Genomic DNA, 23,201 nt, shown 5'->3' with positions numbered 1-23,201 from the left:
GGGTTCTTCTGCTTTTGGGTCTTGCCTTCGAGCTTGGCGATGAGCACGTCCAGGACGGTGATCTCGGTGGGATCAAAGAGGCGCGCGGCCTGGAAGCCCTGGCCCGGCGAACCACGCCCGTGCACGAGTTGCATGACCCTGGTGGCGACGACCAGAGCGGCGGCGGCCAGGCGTTCGAGTGCATCGCCATCGGCGATGAGACTTTCCTCCAGATCGATGGCCTGCGACTTCACGGTCCGGAACAACTGCTCGACGATCCAACGCGAGCGATACATCTCGACGATGCGGCAGGCATCGGCGAGTGTTTCGACGCTGTGGGTGGTCAACAGCCGCCAGATCACCGCGTCCTTGGCCGAAGGTGGATCGATCTCGCGCACTTCCACCATGTTGAGCGTGAGTTCGCGCGGATCGCGGCTGTCGGCGCCAAGGCGGGGCTGGCGCAAGCTCACCGCGGTGAAGCGAACGGCCGGTTCGACGGTGCGACCCGGCCGGCCAGGGCGTGCCTGCAGCTCGAAGGCAATGCGGCCGGCTTCCGCCGTCTTGGCGATCGCGCTGAACAGGCGCTCGCCCCGCGTGCCCAAAGCCCGATCCCGTACAGCGCGGATGAGCACATGGGTGCGCTCGCCGGGAAGCCTTGCAAACACTTCGTAGATGTCGGCTTCGCGGTCGCCGACCACCGTCATCTGCGGCGTGTCGGTCAGCGCCTGGCATGCCGCCTTGGCGGTGCCGATCCATTTGTGGCTTTCCTTGGCTTCGATCGGCAGCGCCTGGTAGTCATGCGCCTTCTTTGCCTCGCGCCGCCAGATCGTGGCGCCTGCAAGGCCCAGGACCGAGCCGTCCCCGGCATCCACGGCCAGCGCCGGATGCACGAACAGCCCGATATCCTTGCCATTGCCGACACGACCGAGGCCACGCTTGCGTGAAGCCTTGGCTTCATAGTTGATCTCGCTGCTGTCCTCGATGATCAGCACGTGGCGGCCGGCGGCCATTTCGGCGGTTCGCGCCGCCGCCGTGCGGATGATCTCTTGCTTGCTCACGTGGCGATTGCGAAACAGGCGCGTGAACGCGACCTTCTCGGCGCGCGTGTCGGCCAGCCGGCGCATGCCCGCGCTGACACGCGCAAACATGCGCTCCAGAACCATGCTCCCCTNCACGGCCAGCGCCGGATGCACGAACAGCCCGATATCCTTGCCATTGCCGACACGGCCGAGGCCACGCTTGCGTGAAGCCTTGGCTTCATAGTTGATCTCGCTGCTGTCCTCGATGATCAGCACGTGGCGGCCGGCGGCCATTTCGGCGGTGCGCGCCGCCGCCGTGCGGATGATCTCTTGCTTGCTCACGTGGCGATTGCGAAACAGGCGCGTGAACGCGACCTTCTCCGCGCGCGTGTCGGCCAGCCGGCGCATGCCCGCGCTGACACGCGCAAACATGCGCTCCAGAACCATGCTCCCCTTTTTTGCAAGCGCAGGTCGCCGAAGTATCCAAGCAGCAAAGCCATCGTCGAAGCCTCCAGAATCAACAATGGCAGCTACAGAATCACATACGATTCAAACGCTTCAAGCCATTTTCCGGCGTCGCTTCTTCACGCTTGATCAAAGCACGAAGCAAATGTGTGCGCACNTCAAACGCTTCAAGCCATTTTCCGGCGTCGCTTCTTCACGCTTGATCAAAGCACGAAGCAAATGTGTGCGCACACTAGCCCCTTGTGGGAGAAGGTGGATCGCCGCGCAGCGGCGAGACGGTTGAGGGGTGTTCCAGCGAAGTGAGACGTAGCGTTCCTTGGAGCACCCCTCATCCGACCTCGCTTAGCGAGGCCACCTTCTCCCGCAAGGGGAGAAGGGAAGACAGCGCCCTCTCAGGTGATGCGCTGGATGCTGGCGGCGATCTCCTGCGGTTCGAAGACCCGCTTCCAGTCGTCGCGCATCAGCACCGGCTTGCCGAATTCGATCGCCTTGTTGCAGGCATCGGAGAACACGCCCTTGGTCTCGCCGAAGATGACGGCACCGAGCACATTCATGTGGCCGAGCAGGAAATCGAGCGCCGCCTGCCGGTCGACGCCGCGCGCCACGACCTCGTCGAGGGCTTCCTTCATGACGACGAGCAGCGAGGCGCATACCGTCTCTGAAAGGCCCGGCTCCAGCAGCGCCATCTGTTCGACCGTCACGCGGTGCGAGCGCATCACTGGTGCCCAGATGATCTGGGCGATCTTCTCGCCCTTGGCGTAGTCGTCCTCCGGCCCTTGCATCAGGGCGCTGACGAAATGCTGCTTGGCCTTGACGCCGCCGAAAAAGTCCTTCTTGGCAGCCATGTCGGTCTCGTCATTGAAGATCGGCGGATGGCAGGGATGGGTGACGAAATAGGTAAGATCGGCACGATCAGGCAGATGCCCGGCGAAGGGGGCTGCCGCATCCAGCACGATCACCATCGTGCCTGGGGCAAGCTTGCTTTCGATGCCGGTGGCGACTTTGCCGATATGCGTGTCCGGCACCGCCAGAATCACGACCTCGGCACCCTTGAGCGCCTCGTCGACGCTGACCGTGTCGATGCCCAGCCCGGTCTTCAGGCGCTCCTTGCCGGCCTCGCTGATCTCGACATGGCGGATCTTGTAGTCCGAGCCGCGAAAATTGGTTGTCAGGCGGTAGCCCATTTTCCCGCCCGCACCGAACAGTGCAATCGTTGTCATCTGGCCCTTGCTCCTTGATCAAACAGGCGACCGTCGCGCGATCGTCATCTCACATACTGGTATGATCACTCTACCACAATTTGGCAAGCGGAATCATCGGTTGCTGTTGGTCACTTTGGCCGAGGTGTGGCCGCGCCTGGTGCTGTCTTTGCAGCCGCCCCGTCCGTGACATCGACGGAAGCGCGCCGCGCCAGGGCCTGTCGGCCAGCCAGCGCCAGCACGAAGATGACGACGATGCCCTGGACGATGTCCTGGGCGCCCGGAGGCAGCCCGATGATCTGCATGGTGGTGACGATCAGGATCAGCAGGATGCTGGCGAACAGGGTGCCGAGGGCTGTCGCCGACCCGCCGAAGATCAGCGTGCCGCCGAGCACGACAGCAGCAATCGACTGCAGCAGATAGGGTTGGCCCATTTCAAGGAAAGCGCCGCCGATATAGGCGCCGAGCAGCAGTCCATCGAGCGAGGCCAGCACCGACGAGATGATGAAGGCCGCCGCGATCACCCGGCCGTTCTTGATGGCGGCGAGCCGGGCGGCGGTCCGGTTCTGGCCGACCGCCGACAAAACCTGGCCGAACACCGTGTAGCGCAGCACGAAGGAGGTGGCCATCACCCCTAAGATGGCAATGACGGCCATGATCGGAATACCCGAAATGCGGCCGGTCGCCAGGCTCTTCAGCGCTGGGCTGACGGCAAAGCCGGGGATTGCCTTGTTCGACAAGAGCGTCGCGGTCGCCAGCACATAGCCGGTCGCCAGCGTGGCGATGATGGCCGGAATGCCGAGGCCGACGACGAGCAGCGAATTGAGCAGCCCGACCGCGAGGCCGAGCAGGACGGCGGCGGCGACGCCAATGGCAAGGTTGGCATCCTGGCCCTTGATGGTGAGCAGCGCGACGAAGGCGCTGAGCGTGATCACCGAAGCGACGGAAAGGTCGATGTTGCCGCGTCCGGTGGTGACGACGAACATCTGGCCGATGCCGACGACCGTCAGGAACGATGCCGACAGAATGATGCCCGACAGGCTGGAGAGGCTGAACCGGTTGGTGACCACGGAGAGCACCAGCCAGAGCAGCAACACCCCGATCGCCGCCCAGATCCAGCGGTTCCTCTGCGCCCAGAACGTGAAGGTGGACAGCGCGTTCATTGTTCGCTCCGGCGGTCCGCGGTCAGGCCGCGCAGCGTCAGGAGCGCGATGAGGATCAGCCCTTGCGTCGCGGCGTTGTAGTCGCTGCTGACATTGAGCGTGCCGAGCAGCGCGCCGATCAGCGACAGCGTCACCGCGCCGGCGATGGCGCCGACCGGAGAGACGATGCCGCCGAGCAGCGAGCAGCCGCCCATCACTACGGCGGCGACGCTGAGCAGTGTGAAGGAATTGCCGGAATTGATATCGCTCGCCGTGTTGATCGCCGTCAGCGAAAGCCCCGCGGCGGCGGCGAACAACCCGGCGATGAGATAGCGCACCAGCGCGTAGCGTGTCGGCGACCAGCCAGAGCGGATCATCGCCGTGGGATTGTTGCCGAAGCCGCGCAGCACCACGCCGAGCGGCAGCCGGTCGATCACCAAGACCACCAGGGCGACCGCGGCGATGAGGATGATGGACGTTGGCAGGAAGTCGAGAGACCAGCCGAACAGAGCGGTCAGCCATTCAGGGCTGGCGCCGCCAGGCGTGGGCTGCAGCGCATAGCCCAGCCCCACCCAGATGAAGGACGCGCCGAGCGTGACGACGATGGCCGGGATCTTGCGCGCCTGGATCAGCCCGCCGAGACCGGCATAGGCGGCGACCGCCGCCAAAAGCGCCAGTGCGCCGAGCCATGGCTGATCGTAGAGCAGCGTGGCGCTGAGCACGCTGACCAGGCCGGCGAAGGCGCCGACGCCGAGATCGATTTCGCTGCCACCGACGATGAACATCTGCGCTGCCGTCACCAGCACCAGAGACAGCGCCGGCATGAGAAGCAGGTCGAGCCCGAAGATCGAGGCGACCGCCGGGTTGGCCGAGATCATCACCGCCAGCACGGCGGCGAGGCCGATGAAGGGAGCCGCGTTCACCAGCCTGCGGGCAAGCCCGGCCGCGCCGGTATTGCTCTGCGCGGCGTCGGTGCGCTTGTCGGCTTGCTGGGCGAAGGATGCCCCGACGATCGCGGCCTCCGTGATCGCCGCGCCGGTCAGTTCCTTGACGATGCGGCCGCCGGCAAAGACCAGCACGCGGTCGCAGGCCAACAGCTCGGCGTCCTCGGTCGTGTGCCAGACGAGGGTCCGTCCGCTGCGCGCGATGTCGTTGCAGAGCCGGTAGAAATCCTGCTTGGTGGCGATGTCGACGCCGCGCGTAGGATCGTCGAGCAGGATGATCGGCGTGTCGGCGACGAGAGCGCGGGCCACCAGCGCCTTCTGCTGATTGCCGCCGCTCAGCTCCAGTATGTTGGACCCGAAGCGGCTTTCGTCGAGCCGTAGCCGGCCGGCGGCGTCGGCCGCGGTTTCGCGGTTGAGCCGATCCGAGACCAGGCCCAGCGCCGGGCGCCGCGCGAGGCTGCCGATGGAAATGTTGCCCAGCACGCTCCAGAGGGGAAATACGCCTTCCTTCTGGCGGTCGCCGGCAATGAAGCCGGCTTCGCCTGTCCTGGTGACGGCGCCATCCTTTCCGGGCCTGAAGATGGCATGCAGCAGCTCCTTCTGGCCGCTGCCCTCGAGCCCCGCCAGTCCGACGATTTCACCGCGCGCGATCTCGATGTCGCGGCCGAGCTCGAATGTCAGGTCTCCGGACAGGCACACCAGCGCGCCCCCGCTGCCGACGGCGGCAGCGCCGTGCTGGTGGACCGGATTGGCGTCGCCGCCCATGAGCTGCACCAGGCGGTCGATCGAGGTATCCGCCACATCGCCGCGCCAGGCGGTGCGCCCGTTGCGCAGCACCACCACCTGTGTGGCGATGTCGATGATTTCCTTCAGCTTGTGGCTGATGAAGATGAAGGCCAGCCCCGCCTTGGCCCGCGCGCGGATGAAAGCCCGCAACTGCTTGGAGCGATCGAGATCGAGCGAGGAGGTCGGCTCATCGAGAACGATGAGCCTGACGCCGGGAGTGGCGGCGGCGCGGGCGATCTCGACCATCTGCCGCTCGGCGATGGAGAGCTGGCCGATTTCGGCATCCACATCGATGCCGTTGCCGGGAAACACCGCATCCAGCGCCGAGCGCGCGCGGGCCCTGTAAAGCGTCCGCCAGCCTGGCCGGCTCGCCGCGTCCGCGGGTGTTTCCAGGAAGAAGTTCTCGGCCACGGAGAGGTTGGCGCACAGCGACAGTTCCTGGTGCACCATGCGGATGCCGCGCCGCTGCGCTTCCGCGGTGTCGTAGCCGGCGAAGCTCAGCGCCTGGCCGGCGAACGAGATCGAGCCCAGCGTCGGCCACATCGTGCCGCAAAGAATGCGCATCAGCGTCGACTTGCCGGCGCCGTTGCCGCCGACGAGGCCGATGATCTCGCCGGCCGAAATGGCGAGGTCGATCTCGGCATTCGCCAGCGTCGGCCCGAAACTCTTGGTGATCTGTGAAAGCGAGACGATTTCCTGCCGGATCGAGGCGGCGGGCGCCATGGCGGCACCCTTCTGATCGGCAACGGCAAGATGGGACATTCGTCCTCCGTTTCTTCACGGCCATGGACCGGGCGACCTTCGGCGCCCGATCCATTGTGCTGGTCGCGTTACTTGCTCAAGAGGTTCTGCTTGACCCAGTCGAGCGAATAGCTGGGGCTGATGATCTGGCCGCCCGGCAGCTTGGCATACTCCTTGAGATTGCTGGCGTCGACCGTCGCCACCGGCATGATCATCATCTTGGGTGCCTTGGCGCCCTTGAGCAGCGACAGTCCGAGCCAGAACGCGGCGCCGCCAATGCCGGGCGTGGTGTTCATCGAGACCGTCTGGTAGCCGTTCTTGGTATTCTCGTCGGCCCACCATTTGACGAAATCGGTGCCGCCGCCGCCTTCGATGATCGGCATCTTGCCAGCATAGTCGCCACCATATTGGACGAAGGCCTGGGCGATGCCGACATCGTCGCTGCCGCCTTGGCCGAGCACCGCATCAACATGCGGCAGCGAGGGCAGGACATTGGCGATGGCTGCCTGCGCGACCGAGGCGGTCGCCTGGCCATAGACTGTGGCGACAACCTTGATATCGGGATATTTCGCCAGCACCGACTGCTGGGCGTTGAACATGTCGTTGTCGGGGGCCGAGCCCTTGACGCCGCGCACCTGGATGACGTTGCCCTTGCCGCCGAGCATCTTGAAGACGGCCTCGGCCTGGGTTGCCTTGTAGCCCTTGAAGTCGAAGTTGAGCTGGTAGTTGCAAGGCGCCGAAGCGACGGAATCGAAGGACACGACGATGATGCCCGCCTTGCAGGCTTTCTCGATGATGCCGTTGACCGCGGTTTCCGAGGCGGCATCGACCGCAAGCACGTCGACCTTCTTCAGGATCAGTTCGGCGATCTGGCTGTTCTGCTGCGCCACCGAGCCGTCGCCATTCATGACGATGTAGTCGGAAATCTGTCCAGCGGCCTTTGCTTCCTTGGCCGAGGCCTCGAAAGCCTCCACCATCTGGTGCCGCCAGGTGTTGCCGTAATAGGCGTTGGTCAGTGCGATCACCGGTGCGTCCGGAGACGCCATTGCCGGCAGTGCGAACACGCTCCCCAGCGCGGCGCTGGCAAGCGCCGCTACGATTGCAAACTTCATGATACTTCCTCCCAAAAACACCGGCCAGCATGGTCGGCTTGCATGCCATTCCGTAACGGCGTCCCACCCTCGGAAAGACACCATACCATCTACATGTTATACCAGCATACCAAATAGGCAAGCCGGTAGCGGGACTCATTTGTTTGCGCTGACGAGAGCGAGAGTGGCCTGTCGGGTTTCTTGCCTTTGGCCAATTGGGACGGCTCGCTCCGGCAACTCTTTTGGCCGGTCGCTTGGCATACTGGCGCCGGTCACGAGTGGACGTTAGGTCATCATATATGTAATGTCAATTGATTGCGAGGCCTTGCCTGCCGGTGCGACTCGGGATCGATATGCCGGGGAATGATCGCGGAGGGATTCATGCAACCGGTCCAGAAGAAGAAATTGTACGTGGAGGTGCTCGACCGGTTGATGGCGGCGATCTCGACGTCTGAATTTCCGCCCGGATCTCAATTGCCGTCGGAAAAGGAATTGATGACGATGATCGGCGTGGGGCGTCCGTCGATCCGCGAAGCCATGCTGACGCTGCAGCAGATGGGCCTCATCAAGATTTCCCACGGCGAACGTGCCCGCGTCATCAATCCGACGCCCGAGGTGATCGTCGATCAGGTTTCCGCGGCGATGGTCATGATGCTGGCGACCAACTCCCGTGGCCTCGAAGAACTCAAGGAAGTCAGGCTCTTGCTGGAAACCGGCCTGGTGCGGATAGCCACGCGGCGCGCCACGGCCAAGAGCCTGGAACGACTTGCCGAGACCCTGCGCCACCTGCGTGACGCGAAGGGCGACCAGGCGCGATTTGTCGCCGCCGACATGGAATTCCACGCCGTGATTGCCGAGATGAGCGGCAATTCCATGATCGCCGCCGTGGCGAAGGGAATGCTCGAATGGCTATCCCGGTTCAAGCGCGACCTGGTGGCGGTCAAAGGTGCCGAACGCCTGACCGTCGAGGAGCACGAACGCATCTACAAGGCGGTCGCCAGCGGGGATCCGGAAGGCGCGAGCGTCGCCATGGCCGAGCATATCGGCCGCGCCAATGAGCTGTATTCGAAACTGACCGGCGGCGAGACTGGCTGACTCTCCGGATTGGGCAAAAATTTTTGAGCGCCAAACTCATGTGATGACATGATATCTTTTTGATGCTAACGATCACCTCCATGGATGTCCGTCCAGCGCGGGCGCGGCATGGACCGGTCGTATCTCCACAGCCTGCAAGATGGCTGCGGCAGGTGCCGCACATCCGGAGATCAGGCCGCGCCGCAAGGGTTCGGCTGAATCGGCGCGCCACGGGCGCACCGTCAAGGCAATTGGGAGAGAAGCGAATGACGATATCCGTGGCGTTGCTTGGAGCTGGAGGCAAGATGGGCTTCCGTGTCGCGCGCAAGCTGATCGAAGCGGGCTACGATGTCCGTGCCGTGGAAGTCGGCGAGGCCGGCCGCAAGCGGCTGTCGGAGGCCGGCATCAGCGCCGTCTCGATGGAAGAGGGCGTTCCCGGCGCCAAGGTCGTGGTCATGGCCCTGCCGGACAATATCATCGGCCAGGTCGCACGGCAGATATCGCCGATGCTCGCCAGCGGCGCGATGCTTCTCATTCTCGACGCCGCCGCACCTTACGCCGGCGACTTGCCGAAGGATCGGCCCGATCTGACCTATTTTGTCGGCCATCCCTGCCATCCGCCCCTGTTCAACGAGGAGACGGAATGGGCCGCCCGCCGCGACTATCACGGCGGCATTGCCAGGCAGTCGATCGTCTGCGCCCTGATGCAGGGCCCAGAGGAGGACTATGCGCTTGGTGAAGAGGTGTGCAAGGCGATGTGGTCGCCGANCTGCGCCCTGATGCAGGGCCCAGAGGAGGACTATGCGCTTGGTGAAGAGGTGTGCAAGGCGATGTGGTCGCCGATCATCGACAGCCACCGCGTCACCGTCGAGCAACTGGCAATCCTCGAGCCAGGCCTTTCCGAAATGATCGCCATGCCCTTCGTCGACACCATGGTCGAGGCCGTCGAGGAATGCGAACGCAAATACGGCATTCCCAGAAAGGCCGCGCTCGACTTTCTGATTGGCCACCTCAATGTCGAGATCGCCATGTGGTTCGGCTTCTCTCCAAAGGTGCCGTCCGATGCGGCGCTGCGCCTGATGCGTTTCGCCAAGGGTGTCGTGGTCCGCGACGACTGGCGCGAGGCCTTGTCCCCGGCCAAGGTGAAGGAAGCCTCCGAGCTGATCGTCTACGGCAAGGGAGCCTGAGCGCTGCCTCCGACGCCACGGATAATCTCGGTATCGACCGCGCTCTTCGATGGCTATCCCATGGAATTGGCCATCGAGGAGATCGCGGCTGCTGGTGCCAGCCATATCGAACCGGCCTTCATTCGCGGCTATGTCGATTTCGATGAAGGCATGTTTACCGACACCAAGGGCTCGAAGCTTCGCCAGACGGCTGGCAGTGCCGGGCTGGGCATCAATGCCGTCTCGGCTCATCTCGACCTGTCGGGACCTGATGCGGTGGACGCGCTGTTGCGGCGTGTCGCCTTTGTCTCCGGTCTCGGCGCATCGTTCCTGATCACCAATGCCGGCCCAATGACGAACCGGGCGAGTATCCGCCGGACGATCGATGCCGTTCTGCCGGGGCTGGAACAGGCCGACATCGTCCTGGCACTCGAGAACCCCGGGCATGGCAAGGGCGATTTGCTTGGCAACGCCCGATCGGGGGCGAGCTTCATCCGCGAAATCGGATCGCGGCATGTCCGCCTGAACCATGACGCCGGCAACGTCTTCACCTACAGCGATGAGGCCACGCAGCCTGCGGAAGACATCGCGACGGCTCTCCAAGCCGTTGGCCATGCCCATTTGAAGGACATTGTCAGTGCCGGTTCGGGGTGGGCATTCTGTGCCGTCGGCGACGGCTCGATCGATTACGAGCCGTACTGGGCGATGCTTCCCCCGACGCTGCCGGTCAGCATCGAACTGCCCTTGCGCCTGGAGCGCCCGCAGCGCCGCGATCCCCAGCGACGAAATGAACCTGTCGACATGGCAATCATTCGTCGCGCCCTGCAGCGCTCGCTGCATTTCGTGAACGCGCTGGAGATCGCGGGCAACAGCGCTTCCTGAACCGGGAAGTTTGGATTCCGCGCTTGCGCTATCCCCGTTCGGGGAACATCGCCTTCAGGCCGTCGCGCGATGCCTTGGCGACACCGCGTTCGGTGATCAGCCCGGTCACCAGTCGTGCCGGCGTCACGTCGAAGGCCGGGTTGGCCGCCGGCGTCGCCTCGGGCGAGATGCGCACCTGCGCGATCTCGCCGGCGGCGTTCTTGCCCCATACCAGGGAGACTTCGTCGGCCGAGCGCTGCTCGATCGGGATCTCGGCCAGCCCGTCATGCACCGTCCAGTCGATGGTCGGCGAGGGCAGGGCGACATAGAACGGCACGTCATTGTCGGCGGCGGCCAGCGCCTTGAGATATGTGCCGATCTTGTTGCAGACATCGCCGTCGGCGGTGGTGCGGTCGGTGCCGACGATGACCATGTCGATTGCGCCGCGCTGCATCAGATGGCCGCCCGCATTGTCGACGATCAGCGTGTGCGGCACGCCATGGCCGGCCATCTCCCACGCGGTGAGCTGGGCGCCCTGGTTACGCGGCCGCGTCTCGTCGACATAGACATGGACCGGAATGGCGGCCTCGACAGCCAGGTAGATCGGCGCGGTGGCGGTGCCATAGTCGACGGTGGCCAGCCAGCCGGCATTGCAGTGGGTGAGGATGTTGACCGGCTCGCCAGGCTGTTTGCGCGCGGCGATCGCTTTGATGATGGCAAGTCCGTTCTCGCCGATGGCGCGGTTCAGCCCAACATCCTCGTCGGCGATTTCACCGGCGCGCCGATAGGCGGCTTCGGCACGTTGTTCTGTTGGCAGCGGTTTGAGGAAGCGCCGCATCTCATCGAGCGCCCAGCGCAGGTTGATCGCCGTCGGGCGCGTCTCGTGCAAGGTCTCCCATACCGCATCGAGCGCCTGGTCGGACGCATCGTCAGCCATCTGCATGGCGACGCCATAGGCAGCGGTGACACCGATCAGCGGCGCGCCGCGCACCCACATGTCGCGGATGGCGGTGGCGATGCCGGCGACGGTGTCGACTGTCTCGATGCGGAAATCATGCGGCAGCCAGCGCTGGTCGATGATTTCGACCGAACGCCCGTCGTCGCTCAGCCAGATGGTCCGATAGTGGCGATCGCCGACGTTCAAATTCCGTTCTCCTGTTCGATCAGCACGGCCAGCTTGTTGACCTCGTCGATGCTGTGGATCTGCCGCCGGCTGACGGCGATGTGGCGGCCAAATTTCAGTGCCTTCGCCTCACAACTGGCGCGCAAATCTTCATCGGCAATGGTCTCGAAATCGGCATTGTGGGCGAGGCCGAGGATGCGCCGGTGCACCTCGATGCCGGCAAAACCGAGCAGATCGGTCCAGATCTGGTGCAGCACATGGTCGAGCGCCTGCTCGGCGGCGAGTATGTCGCCCTGGTCCTCGAACAGACTTTTTTGATAGAGCATGCCGGTGCGCTCGGTGCGCCACAGATGCGAGAATTCGGCGCGGAACACGGCCCAGGTCTCCGTCGTGACCTCAAGCAGATAGGCGCGCATGGCATCGCGCTTGCCGTTCTGCTCCTGTCCGCGCTGCGAAAAGAACGACATCCAGAAATTGGCGAGCAGCATGCCGACGTCGAACGCCATCGGACCATAGAAGGCGAACTCCGGATCGATCATCCGTGTTTCTTGGTCGGTGACCATGATCGAGCCGGAATGCAGGTCGCCATGCAGCAGCGTTTCGGCATTGGCGGCGAAGATGTGCTTCAGCCGCTGCGCCTCGACCTTCAGGTCCCGGTCGGCGCGCAGTTCGGCGACGAGGGCGTCGAGCTGCGGCGAGGTATGCCGGTTCAGTTTGGCGTCGAAATAGGGATCGGAGAACACCAGGTTCTCGGTGATGTCGCAAAGCTCGACATTGTCGGCGAACAGCGCCAGGTCGGCCTTGCGGTCCTTGGTCACCATCGACAGGTCGGAGCCGCGAAACAGCGTGCGGGCCATGAACAGGCCGATGTCCCTGGCGATGTTCGGCAACTGCCGTCCGTCGATCAGGGCGCGGCGTAGGATGATGTGCGGCGGCGCCAGATACTCCATGATGATCAGCGCCTGGCCTTCATCGAAATAGTAGATCGCCGGAACGGAGCCAGGCGCGCGCGCCTCTTGCCTCGTCAGCGCGTGGTATTCGAAGAACGAACGTTTCAAGGGCAGCGGCCAGCTGTCGCCCACGAGGCGGACATAGGGCAGGGCCTGCTTGACGACGGCAGCGCCCAAGGCGCCCTCGACGATGAACACTAGGTTGAGATTGCCATCGCCAACCTCGCGCACCTTCCATGCGTTGGCGTCCTTGCCGATCCTCGCGCACAACGCCTCGTTCGTGCCGAGGCGCATCGCAAGCGTCTCCACGGACAGTGCTTCGAACGGCAATTTTCCGGTCATTCTTCTCCCTCCCGCCTGTGCGCTCCGATCATAGGGGAGCCTTAGCGGCTGGGCCAAGCTAGGAAGCTATCTGGCAATTGTCAATCGTGTTGACAATTGCCGGCATAGACCCTAGCGTCACGGTCAGGGAGGAACGCATGGTCGGCAGTGCCGTGTTCCGCGTAGAGGGACTGAGGAAATCCTTTGGCCGCAACGAGGTGCTTGGCGGCGTCTCGCTGGAGCTGCACGCCGGTGAAGTGACGGTGCTGATGGGCGCCAACGGCGCCGGCAAATCCACCCTCGTCAAGATCGTCAGCGGCGTCTACGAAAATGGCGGCGGCACCATGACGCTGGCCGACCAGGATTTTGCGCCGAACACACCCGCCGAAGCGATCCGCTCCGGCGTCGTCACCGTGCACCAGAACATCAACGATGGCGTTGTCGCCGACCTCGATGTCGCCACCAACCTGACGCTCGACAGGCTGAGCGGCCGGGGCGTGCCGACCCTGTTCAATCCGGTGCGCGTGCGCCGCGAAGCCAAGGCGGTTGCCGACCGCATGGGATTGGCCATCGATCTGAAGGCGCGGGTCAACGATCTTTCGCTGGCCGATCGCCAGATGGTGGCGATTGCGCGTGCCCTGGCGCACCAGCCGAAAGTGCTGATCCTCGACGAGCCGACCTCGTCGCTCTCCAGCGCCGAGGCCGACCGGCTGTTCGCGCTGGTCGACAGGCTGCGCGAGCAAGGCGTGGCGATCCTCTATATCTCGCACCGCATGTCGGACATCCGGCGGCTGGCCGATCGCATCGTCTCGATGCGCGATGGCGTCGTCTCGGGCGCCTTCGACACCAAGCCGCTCGACTATGAGGGCGCCGTCAACGCCATGCTCGGCCGCAAGATCCGCCTCGACCAGATCGTTGCCAGGAGTTCAGCTAAGCCGGTTCTGACGGTCGAAAACCTTCGCATCGCGAACGGCGCCAAGCCAATCTCGCTGACGCTTGGCGATGGCGAGGTCGTTGCCATCACCGGTCTCGTCGGTGTCGGCAAGACGGCGCTTGCCGAAACGCTGTTCGGTGTGCGCAAGCCGTTCGCGGGCACCATGACGATGAACGGCAAGCCCTATATGCCGCGCTCGGCCGGCGATGCGATTGCCGCCGGCGTGTTCCTCGTCGCCAAGGACCGCGCCACCAGCGGCATCGTCGGCGGCTTCAACATCGAGCGCAATATCAGCCTGCCGTTCCTGAAGCGGATGTCGAACTTCAGCGTGCTCAGGCGCCGCCGCGAACGCGCCACCGCGCGCCGGCAGATCGAGGAGTTGGGCATTGTCTGCCGCTCCGAGAAGGACGAGATGTCGGCACTGTCCGGCGGCAACCAGCAGAAGGTGATGGTCGCCCGCTGGATGGCGCAGGATGCGGCGCTGTTCATTCTCGACGAGCCATTCCAAGGGGTCGACATTTCGGCCAGGCGCGATATCGCCGCCAAGCTGAGAGCCAGCGCCAATGGCCGCGCGACGCTTTTGTTCGTCACCGAAATCGACGAGGCGCTGGAGACGGCCGATCGCATCCTGGTGATGTCGGAGCACACAATCGTCGGCGAACACCGCAATGCCGATGTCGATCTTGATCGCCTGCTGGCCGAGGTCGCCGGCGGACCGCTTCACAGCGCGGCTTGAATGTGGCGGCGAATGGAAATTGGAATGGCGAGATCATGAGTTGGAGTTGGGTGAAGATGGCAACCGCGCGGGGAAGCGCTGAATGACGCTTCGCGACTACGCCATCCGTTACGGATTCATCGTCCTTCTGTTCGGGCTGGTCGCCTATTTCGCGATCGCGGCCGACGGGTTCGTCNGTTCGTCTCGCCGCAAAGTGCCGTCTTCATCTTCCAGTCGGTCGCCATCACCGGCGTGCTGGCGCTGGGCGTCACCGCCACGCTGGTCGTCGGCGGCTTTGATCTCTCGATCGGTTCGGTCGCCACGTCGGCCATGATGGCTGCCGCCTATGTCATGGTGGTGCTGGAGCAGAACGTGGTCGTCGCGGTCGTCGTCTGCCTGCTCATCGGCGCCATTGTCGGCCTGATCAATGGCTGGCTGATCGTCTATATGCGCGTGCCGGATTTGTTGGCGACGCTTGGCATGATGTTCCTGCTCGTCGGCCTGCAGCGCATCCCGACGGAGGGCCGCTCGATCGCCACCGGCATGACCATGCCCGATGGCTCGGTCGCCAACGGCAAATTCTCCGACGCCTTCCTGGCGCTCGGCCGCCACCGCTTCGACTTCTTCATTCCGAACCTCATTCCGGTGTCGGTCGTGGTGCTGCTGGTGCTCGCCGTGCTGATCTGGTTCTTCCTCGAATACACCCGTTTCGGCCGCATGATGTATGCGGTCGGCTCCAACCAGCGCGCCGCCGAACTCGCCGGCGCGCCTGTCAAGGCATACAAGATCTGGGCCTACGTTATTTCAGGAGTTTTTGCCTCGATCGGCGGCATTTTGCTCGCCGCCCGGCTTGGACGCGGTGACATCGCCTCGGGTAATAATCTGCTGCTCGATGCGGTTGCCGCGGCGCTGATCGGCTACGCGGTGCTGGGCGCCGCCAAGCCGAACGCCTTCGGCACCGCTGTCGGCGCGCTGTTCGTCGGCATCTTGCTGCAAGGCCTGACGATGATGAACGCGCCTTACTACACGCAGGATTTCGTCAAGGGCGTGGTTCTGGTCGTCGCCCTTGTCTTCACCTTTGCCCTGTCGGGCAGGGGCAGGGGGTAATTTAGACCGGACAGGATTTTGGGTTCAACAAGAGTGGAGGAAAACAAGGTGAACATCACAAGAAGACTTCTGGGGAAGGTGGCGCTCGGGCTCGCCGGCGCAACCATGCTGATGCAGGTCCCCGCGCTGGCCGCCGACAAGCCGGCGCCGTTCGACAAGCCCGGCGTCAAGATCGCGCTGGTGCGCTACCTCTCGACCGGCGACTTCTTCCAGGCCTATCTTTCGGGCGTCGAGGCACAGTCGAAGGCGCTGGGCATCGACCTGCGCGTCCTCGACAGCCGCCAGGATGCAGCGCTTCAATCTGACATGGTCGACCAGGCCATCGCACTTGGCGTTCAGGGGATCATCATCCAGCACGGCCTGACGGAATCGATGAAGGACGCCGCGCAGCGCGCGGTCGACGCCGGCATCAAGGTGGTGGCCTTCGACGTCAATGTCGAAAATCCCAAGATCCCGCAGATCGAACAGTCCGACAAGGATCTGGCGCGCCTGGCACTTGAACAGGCGGTCAAGGACAATGGCGAGAGCTGGAATGCCGGTTACGTCTATGTCGCCGGCATCGCGCCGCTCGACCGCCGCAACGAGACCTGGGTCGACGTGAAGAAGAAATATGCCGGCATCAAGGAAGTCGCGATGTTCGGCACGCTGGACAATCCGATCGCCAACTCGGTCGCCAACCAGGCGCGCTCGGTGCTGTCGGCTCACCCCGACATCAAGGTGATGTTCGCCCCCTATGACGAATTCGCCAAGGGCGTGAAAATCGCTGTCGACGAAGCCGGCCTGAACAAGGGCATCAAGATCTATTCGGCCGATATCTCGACCTCCGACATTGCTGCCATGCGCGAGTCCGACAGCGCCTGGGCCGCAACCGCGGCCACCAACCCGGCCGTCGTCGGCCAGGTCTCGGTGCGTGCGCTGGCGCAATTGCTGGCCGGTGAGGATCCCGGCCACAACGTCATTGTGCCACCGACGCTGATCACGCAGAAGGAGCTGATCGACAAGGACATCAAGAACATGGAAGACCTGTCGGCCAAGCTCCCGCAGTTCGCCCATGCCGATGTCGCCATGCCGGCATGGATGCCGAACCCGAACGCGAAGTAGGCCAAATCCGATACCTGGATTCGCTCACAATTAGAAACCGAAAGCCGCTTGCAGCGCCTGTTGCAGGCGGCTTTTTGTTGGTTTCACTCGTTGAATAAATCGGAGTGGGAGCCGGTGCGGGCAAGCCGCAGTTCATCGTCGGCAATGCGGTAGATCAAGAGCCAATCCGGTTCCACGTGCGCGTCACGATAGCCCTTCCAATCACCTTTCAGAGGGTGATCCTTGTAAATCGCCGGCAGTTCCTGCCCGGCGACCAGTAGGGCCAGCAGCTCGCGCAACTTAGCAAGGTCTTTGCCGCGTTTCTCCATACGCTTCACATCCCTGCGGAATTGCCCGGAGCGAACGGGCGTCAGCATGTCAGATGCCCAAATCCTTGAACAACTCATTGGCCGAGGCGAAACGCTCGCCCTTGCCTTTTTCCAATTCGGCCATTGCCTTCCGAGTGGTCGCGTTCGGCACCTTCACCGGAAAGGGAAATTCCTTGTCGGCAGCGACGCGGACCAGCAGTAGACGAATGGCGTCGGAAACCGATAGTCCCATGGCCGCCAAGGCTTCCGTAGCTTGATCCTTTGTCGCCGTATCGATCCGAGCGCGCACCACCGTATCCGTTGCCATATTGTGACTCCTTGATATCTGAGCCACAATGTAGCTACAAAATGGTGTTCATGCAAGCGACTGTCGTGCGCTGTACGTGATTGCCCTACCTCATGGCCGCCGCGATGTTGCCGCCATCGACAGTCGTCACGTCGGCGGTGGTGCGTTCGGCCAGCGCGTGGTGCAGGAAGGCTTGCGCCACGTCCTGCGCCGTGACTTCCTGGCCGAGCAAATTGCCGGACATGTATTCCTTCTCCGACAGGCCGCGCGCGCCCGAGCGGCTGGCGATCATGGCATCGGTCAAAAGCCCCGAGCGGATGCGGTCGGCGTTGACGGCGTTCGAGCGGATGCCGTGGGCGCCATAGTCGAGCGCGTACTGCCTGGACAGGAACAGCGTCGCTGCCTTCGGCACGCCATAGGCGCCGAATTTCGGGCCCGGGTTGACCGCCTGCTTGGAAGTATTGAACAGAAGCACACCGCCAGTGCCCTGTTCGAGCATGATGCGCACGGCGTTCTGCGCCACCGACTGGTGAGCGAAGAAGTTCAGCTCGAAGCTTTTGCGCAACAGCGCGTCGTCAAGCTCGCCGATCCGGCCTTCCCACGCCGCGCCCGCATTGGAGACGAGAATGTCGACGCCGCCGAAGACAGCGACCGCCTTGTCAAAGGCGGCACGCACTTGGCTTGGGTCGGTGATATCGGCGGCCACACCGATCGAATTGTTGCCGGCCTTCTTCGCCGCATCGGTGGCCTTGTCGCCATCGAGATCGACAACGACTGCATGGGCGCCATTATCGGCGAACAGTTTTGCCGTCGCCGCGCCAATCGCGCCGGCACCCCCGGTGATCAGCACCACTTGGCCGGTCAGCGGCTTCGGCTTGTTGGAGGCGAGCTTGGCCTGTTCGAGCGACCAGTATTCGAGCGGGAACAGGTCGGCCTTGGACAGCGGATGGAAACGGCCGACAGCTTCGGCGCCACGCACCGCCTCGATCCACATCTCGCCGACATCGGAGGCGATCCTGGCATCCTTCAGCGTGCGGCCGTGGCCGAACATGCCGAGCCCCGGCACCAGCGTCAGCCGTGGCATCGGGTCGAGCATGGTGCGCTTGACGTCGTCGAGCGCGTCATTGGTCTCGAAATAGGCGCGGTAATCCTTGGCGAAGGCGTCGACATGGCTCTTGATGACGGCCTTGTAGTCGCCGGCCTTGTCGGCATCGGGCGCCGGCACCGCCATCGGACCGGTCTTGATGCGGATCGACAGATCCGGCGTCGACACGCCGCGTCCCGCATAGTCGGCGATCTCCGCCGAATTGATGAAATCGACAATGGCGTCTGAGGTGCGGAAATCGGAGATCATGCGGTCGAAGCGGCCTTCGCCGCGCGCAAACGCTACAGCACCACGCAGCATCGGTGCGATGGAAGCCGGCGTCGCGAGCCTTGCCGGCAGCGCGGCCTTTGCCGCCTTCGGCTTGGCGTGCTTGGCCACATAATCCTCTGCGACATTCACGTAGTGGATCATTCGGTCATAGGCTTGCTTGGCATCGTCGCCGAAGGTGAAGATGCCATGCTTGTCGAGGATCAGGCCCTCGACCGTCGGGTCGGCATCGAAGACGTCGGCCGCCGCCTTGGCGAGATCGAAGCCGGGCATGATGTAGGGCACATAACCCATCTTGCTCCCGAACACCCTCTTCACCAACGGCTTCGAGTCTTCCTGGTCGACGATGGCAAGGATGGCGGTCGAATGGGTGTGGTCGACGAATTTGTGCGGCAGGAAGGCATGCAGCAGCGTCTCGACCGATGGGTTGGGCGAGGCGGGGTCGATCAGGTTCGCCCGCTGCAGCGCGACCATGTCCTCGTCGGAGAGCTTTTCCAGTGCGCGGGCCTTGAGCAGGGCGCCCATCTTGACCGCCGGCAGGCCTTGCGGCTCGATGATGGCCATGTCCCAGCCGCTGCCCTTGACGCACAGCACATCCCATTCATCGCCGACCAGGTCGGTCGCCTTGATCTTGCAGGAGGTGTTGCCGCCGCCATGCAGGACCAACTGCGGCACGCCGCCCAAAAGCCGCGTCGTATAGACACGCAAGGCGAGGTCGCGGCCGACACGCTTCTTGGCATAGTCGGCAACGAGTTTCTCGGCCGTGTCGTCGTTCCACAAATTCTTCATGTTCGGTTCGTCCAGTTGCTTTGGTGGTGAAACAGGAATGCCGCGACGCCTTGATGACAATGCGCCGGCGAAAGGTTGTTTTCTCAGGATGCTTTTTGTAGCGCCGCTCCGGCATGATCGAGCAGCCGCTGCGCCATATGGGCGCCGACCACCAGATGCGTGCAAAGTCCCCCAGCGATCGCCGCGAGCAGCGGTTCGAACTTGCTGTCCTCCTGCACCACCATCAGCCGTCTGGCGATGGCGCGCAGCGAGGCAAGTTCGGCCGAGATCACCCGGCGGTTATAGCTGCAGTCGAGCACCTTGCCACCGGCGTCGATGATCTGCCCGGCAATGACCCCGGCGGCACCTTGGTCGCGCAGCTCCGCCATCTCGACCGATGTCAGCGCGCCGCATTTGACCAGATGGCTGTCGGCATCGACCGCGCCGACCGAGTAGAGCGCCAGATCGCAGTCCCCGATTCCCGACAGTTGCTCACGGATCACCGGTTCAGCCCGCAGCGCGCGCGCCAGCTCTTCCGTCGACAGCACCAGCGGCGCGTAGAAATTGAGGCCCTTGGCGTTGAGCCGCCGCGCGATTTCCATCGTGCACTGGTCGGGCCGGTAGGAATAGGGGGCGCCGAGATTGCCGCAGAGCTGCACCACGGTGACGTCCTGCAGGTCGGCATAGGACATGATGTCGGCGATCGTGTAAACGGTGCGGCCCCAGGCGACACCGATGCGGTCGCCCTTCTTGACCAGTTCGAGAAAGACGCTCGCCGCCAGCACGGCGATGTCGGTCGATGGGTCCGGGATATGGCCGTTCTCCGGCGCGATCCAGACGGCGTCGAGACCCAGCGCATCCTCGAGCTTGCGCGCCATCACATCGTCGGTGAACAACTGCGTCGAGGTCGAGATGTTGACGATACCGGTCTCGCGCGCCTTGCGCAGGTACATGGCCACCGACGCACGGGAAATGTTAAGCTGGCTCGCAACCTGGTCCTGCCGCAGGCCGTGCGCATAGTAAAGCCAGGCGGCCTTGTGAATGAGCTGTTCTGCCGGTCGGATTGCCATGCCGTCTCCTCGGCTGACATTAGTCACGGCTCTCGACAAAAGTCAAACCAGAGCGAAGGTACAGGATACCTGCTCGGCCCCTGAATCTGGATGATCATTGTGCCAAATGGGCTCTAACGTGGCATCCTTGGTGGTGACGCGGGCCTAGCCTGTGGTTAGAAGTCTTCGATAAAAGGGGAGAACGGGATGGGCAATCCTTACGAACAGGATCTCGACAAGAACGCGGCCAACCATCAGCCGCTGACGCCGCTCACCTATCTGGAGCGCGCGGCGAAAACCTATCCCGACCACATCGCCATCATCCATGGCAGCCAGCGCATCAGCTATCGCGATTTCTGGCGCCGCTCGCTGAAGCTCGCCTCGGCGCTGCAAAAGCGCGGCATCGGCAAGGACGATACCGTCACCGTCATGCTGTCGAACACGCCGCCGATGCTGGAGGCGCACTTCGGCGTGCCGATGACCAAGGCGGTGCTGCATTCGCTGAACACGCGCCTCGATGCCGCTGTGATCGCCTTCCAGCTCGACCATGCCGAGACAAAGGTGCTCATCGTCGACCGCGAATTCTCCGGTGTCGTCGGACAGGCCCTGGAACTGGCCAAGGTCAAGCCGCTGGTCATCGACTACGACGATCCCGACTACGCCGCCGACGCACCCTATCGGAAGGGCGAACGCATCGGCGCGCTCGACTACGAGGATCTTGTTGCTGGTGGTGACGAAGATTTCGCCTGGTCGATGCCCGATGATGAATGGGATGCCATCTCGCTCAATTACACGTCCGGAACGACGGGCAATCCCAAGGGTGTCGTCTATCATCATCGCGGTGCCGCCCTGATGGCCTACACCAACACCATCCATGCCGGCATGGCCAAGCACGCCGTCTATCTCTGGACGCTGCCGATGTTCCACTGCAACGGCTGGTGCTTCCCCTGGACGCTGGCCGTGCAGGCCGGCACCCATGTCTGCCTGCGCTGGGTGCGGCCGAAGCCGATCTTCGACGCCATCGCCGATCATGGCGTCACGCATCTCTGCGGCGCGCCGGTGGTCATGTCGGTACTGATCAATGCCCGCGACGAGGACAAGCGCACCTTCGCGCAGACCGTCACCTTCAACACCGCGGCCGCACCGCCGCCCGAAGCCGTGCTGTCGGGCATGGCCGATGCCGGCTTTGCCGTCACCCATCTCTACGGCCTGACCGAGACCTACGGCCCGGCGGTCGTCAATGAATGGCACGGCGAATGGGACGGTCTGGCAAAGGGCGAGCGCAGCGCCAAGAAGGCACGGCAGGGCGTGCGCTATGCAGCACTTGAGGGCCTGACCGTCATGGATCCCGAGACGATGCGGATGACGCCGGCCGACGGCGAAACCATTGGCGAGGTCATGTTCCGCGGCAACATCGTCATGAAGGGCTATTTGAAGAACCGCAAGGCGAGCGACGAAGCCTTCGCCGGCGGCTGGTTTCACTCCGGCGATCTCGGCGTCATGCACCCTGACGGCTATATCCAGCTCAAAGACCGCTCCAAGGACATCATCATCTCGGGCGGCGAGAACATTTCCTCGATCGAGGTCGAGGATGCGCTCTACAAGCATGCATCCGTTGCCTCGTGCGGCGTGGTGGCCAAGGCAGACGACAAATGGGGCGAGGTGCCCATCGCCTATGTCGAACTGAAACCGGGCAAGTCGGCGACAGAGGCCGAGATCATCGAGCATTGCCGCGGGCTGCTTGCCCGCTTCAAGGTGCCGAAGGCGGTGATCTTCGCGGAAATCCCCAAGACCTCGACCGGCAAGATCCAGAAATTCCGACTGCGGGAAATGACTAAGATCGCCTGACGTCCAGGCCGGCCTCCTCCAAAAATTATTTCGGGTGCCCGCATCCTTTGGCCGCCTCGTCGCGTCTGTTGGATGTCACCATCTGTCACTATTTTGTACGTGTACGTCGATTTCGTGTTGACACCTCCTTCTTTTCAATTTACGAGTGACGAAAATTGAAATTCATCACTCGTAAATCGACAGAGAGCCATGTCCGAAGCTGCCAACATCACGGCCGATGCCGCCAGACAGGAGAATGTGACGCGCATTCTCGACTGCGCCGAACGCCTGTTCCGGCACTATGGCTACGGCAAGACCAACGTCGCCGACATTGCTCGCGAACTCGGCATGTCGCCGGCCAACATCTATCGTTTCTTCGCCTCCAAGGTTGAAATCCACCAGGCCGTCTGCGGCCGCATGCTCGGCGCCAGCTACAAGATGGCTTACGAGATATGCCATTTGCCGATCAGCGCCGAGGAACGGCTGCGGCGTTATGTGCACGCGCAGTACAAGATGACGATGGAAGTCATGCTCGACGACCAGAAGGTGCACGAGATGGTCATCGTCGCCCTCGAGCGCGACTGGGGTGTCATCGACAAGCATGTCGACAGCATCCACGACCTGTTCGCGGAGGTGATCCGAGAGGGCATCGAAGCCGGCGAGTTCGCTAAGCAGGATCCGGTGATCGCGTCGCGCTGCTTCGGCGCCGCCACGGTCATCCTGTGCCATCCGCAGATGGTGGCGCAGTGCCTTGCTAAGACCAACCGCGCGATGCCCGACGACCTTATCGATTACGCGATCAAAGCCTTGAAAAAATAGCCGCCGCCAGCCAGGCGCCGGTGTCGACCACTCATCTCCAGTCGGAGTTCCAAG

18 protein-coding genes and 1 pseudogene are annotated in these 23,201 nt (G+C 63.3%); 8 read left to right on the top strand and 11 right to left on the bottom strand.

Going from position 1 to position 23,201, the window contains the following annotated elements:
• The 5 genes from X743_RS161315 to X743_RS161335 all read right to left on the bottom strand — a co-directional run.
• Positions 1-1,430 (bottom strand): IS4 family transposase (locus tag X743_RS161315; protein ID WP_198028418.1); only part of this gene is annotated, 1,430 nt, incomplete at its 3' end.
• Positions 1,431-1,855: 425 nt separating this feature from the next.
• Positions 1,856-2,683, bottom strand: a complete 828-nt coding sequence (locus X743_RS161320; RefSeq protein WP_023764633.1) for a phosphogluconate dehydrogenase C-terminal domain-containing protein — start codon at positions 2,681-2,683, stop codon at positions 1,856-1,858.
• 110 nt (positions 2,684-2,793) lie between these two features.
• A complete protein-coding gene (locus X743_RS161325) occupies positions 2,794-3,825 on the bottom strand; it encodes an ABC transporter permease (RefSeq protein WP_023764632.1) in 1,032 nt (343 codons plus the stop codon).
• Positions 3,822-6,296, bottom strand: a complete 2,475-nt coding sequence (locus X743_RS161330; protein WP_023764631.1) for an ATP-binding cassette domain-containing protein — start codon at positions 6,294-6,296, stop codon at positions 3,822-3,824. The genes X743_RS161325 and X743_RS161330 overlap by 4 nt, the downstream gene beginning before the upstream one ends.
• A gap of 68 nt (positions 6,297-6,364) precedes the next feature.
• Positions 6,365-7,387, bottom strand: a complete 1,023-nt coding sequence (locus X743_RS161335) for an ABC transporter substrate-binding protein (protein WP_023764630.1) — start codon at positions 7,385-7,387, stop codon at positions 6,365-6,367.
• Positions 7,388-7,747: 360 nt separating this feature from the next.
• On the opposite strand from X743_RS161335, the gene nanR reads away from it, so the two are divergent.
• From nanR to X743_RS161350, 3 genes are all read left to right on the top strand, one after another.
• Positions 7,748-8,461, top strand: a complete 714-nt coding sequence (gene nanR, locus X743_RS161340; RefSeq protein ID WP_023764629.1) for a transcriptional regulator NanR — start codon at positions 7,748-7,750, stop codon at positions 8,459-8,461.
• Positions 8,462-8,706: 245 nt separating this feature from the next.
• Positions 8,707-9,627 carry a phosphogluconate dehydrogenase C-terminal domain-containing protein gene (locus X743_RS161345; protein WP_023764628.1) on the top strand — a complete coding sequence of 307 codons (921 nt, stop codon included), beginning with the start codon at positions 8,707-8,709 and terminating at the stop codon, positions 9,625-9,627.
• A gap of 60 nt (positions 9,628-9,687) precedes the next feature.
• The gene (locus X743_RS161350; RefSeq protein WP_023764627.1) at positions 9,688-10,488 is read left to right on the top strand and encodes a TIM barrel protein; all 801 of its coding nucleotides are present in this window, start codon (positions 9,688-9,690) and stop codon (positions 10,486-10,488) included.
• Between the two features lie 28 nt (positions 10,489-10,516).
• Here the strand turns inward: X743_RS161350 and mtnA are convergent, their stop codons facing one another.
• Together mtnA and mtnK are read right to left on the bottom strand one after the other, a co-directional pair.
• The gene (gene mtnA, locus X743_RS161355) at positions 10,517-11,611 is read right to left on the bottom strand and encodes an S-methyl-5-thioribose-1-phosphate isomerase (protein ID WP_023764626.1); all 1,095 of its coding nucleotides are present in this window, start codon (positions 11,609-11,611) and stop codon (positions 10,517-10,519) included.
• Positions 11,608-12,882: an S-methyl-5-thioribose kinase gene (gene mtnK / locus X743_RS161360; RefSeq protein ID WP_023764625.1), complete on the bottom strand. Its 1,275-nt coding sequence runs from the start codon at positions 12,880-12,882 to the stop codon at positions 11,608-11,610. Before mtnK ends, mtnA begins: the two co-directional genes overlap by 4 nt.
• Positions 12,883-13,019: 137 nt before the next feature.
• Here mtnK and X743_RS161365 point away from each other — a divergent pair, with 137 nt between their 5' ends.
• The 3 genes and pseudogenes from X743_RS161365 (at position 13,020) to X743_RS161370 (ending at position 16,718) form a co-directional block, all read left to right on the top strand.
• Complete coding sequence (locus X743_RS161365) at positions 13,020-14,531, top strand: sugar ABC transporter ATP-binding protein (RefSeq protein WP_023764624.1); 1,512 nt, start codon at positions 13,020-13,022, stop codon at positions 14,529-14,531.
• Positions 14,532-14,613: 82 nt separating this feature from the next.
• A pseudogene (locus X743_RS01000000168730) lies at positions 14,614-15,617 on the top strand (ABC transporter permease).
• A gap of 48 nt (positions 15,618-15,665) precedes the next feature.
• Complete coding sequence (locus X743_RS161370; protein ID WP_023764623.1) at positions 15,666-16,718, top strand: substrate-binding domain-containing protein; 1,053 nt, start codon at positions 15,666-15,668, stop codon at positions 16,716-16,718.
• 83 nt (positions 16,719-16,801) lie between these two features.
• Here the strand turns inward: X743_RS161370 and X743_RS161375 are convergent, their stop codons facing one another.
• From X743_RS161375 to X743_RS161390, 4 genes are all read right to left on the bottom strand, one after another.
• Positions 16,802-17,074: a type II toxin-antitoxin system mRNA interferase toxin, RelE/StbE family gene (locus X743_RS161375; protein WP_023764622.1), complete on the bottom strand. Its 273-nt coding sequence runs from the start codon at positions 17,072-17,074 to the stop codon at positions 16,802-16,804.
• Between the two features lies 1 nt (position 17,075).
• Complete coding sequence (locus X743_RS161380) at positions 17,076-17,333, bottom strand: type II toxin-antitoxin system RelB/DinJ family antitoxin (protein ID WP_023764621.1); 258 nt, start codon at positions 17,331-17,333, stop codon at positions 17,076-17,078.
• Between the two features lie 85 nt (positions 17,334-17,418).
• Entirely contained in the window at positions 17,419-19,473 is a 2,055-nt protein-coding gene (locus tag X743_RS161385) for a bifunctional aldolase/short-chain dehydrogenase (protein ID WP_023764620.1), read from the bottom strand.
• An 83-nt stretch (positions 19,474-19,556) separates the two neighbouring features.
• Positions 19,557-20,522 carry a sugar-binding transcriptional regulator gene (locus X743_RS161390; RefSeq protein ID WP_023764619.1) on the bottom strand — a complete coding sequence of 322 codons (966 nt, stop codon included), beginning with the start codon at positions 20,520-20,522 and terminating at the stop codon, positions 19,557-19,559.
• A gap of 186 nt (positions 20,523-20,708) precedes the next feature.
• On the opposite strand from X743_RS161390, the gene X743_RS161395 reads away from it, so the two are divergent.
• Together X743_RS161395 and X743_RS161400 are read left to right on the top strand one after the other, a co-directional pair.
• Positions 20,709-22,349, top strand: a complete 1,641-nt coding sequence (locus X743_RS161395; RefSeq protein ID WP_023764618.1) for an acyl-CoA synthetase — start codon at positions 20,709-20,711, stop codon at positions 22,347-22,349.
• 189 nt (positions 22,350-22,538) lie between these two features.
• The gene (locus tag X743_RS161400) at positions 22,539-23,147 is read left to right on the top strand and encodes a TetR family transcriptional regulator (RefSeq protein WP_023764617.1); all 609 of its coding nucleotides are present in this window, start codon (positions 22,539-22,541) and stop codon (positions 23,145-23,147) included.
• The last annotated feature ends 54 nt before the right edge of the window (positions 23,148-23,201 follow it).

Origin of the sequence: Mesorhizobium sp. LNHC232B00, assembly GCF_000502435.1 — a bacterium.
Lineage (GTDB): Bacteria > Pseudomonadota > Alphaproteobacteria > Rhizobiales > Rhizobiaceae > Mesorhizobium > Mesorhizobium opportunistum.
The sequence above is the reverse complement of the archived record's forward strand: the minus strand, read 5'-3'. Positions and strand labels throughout refer to the sequence as shown.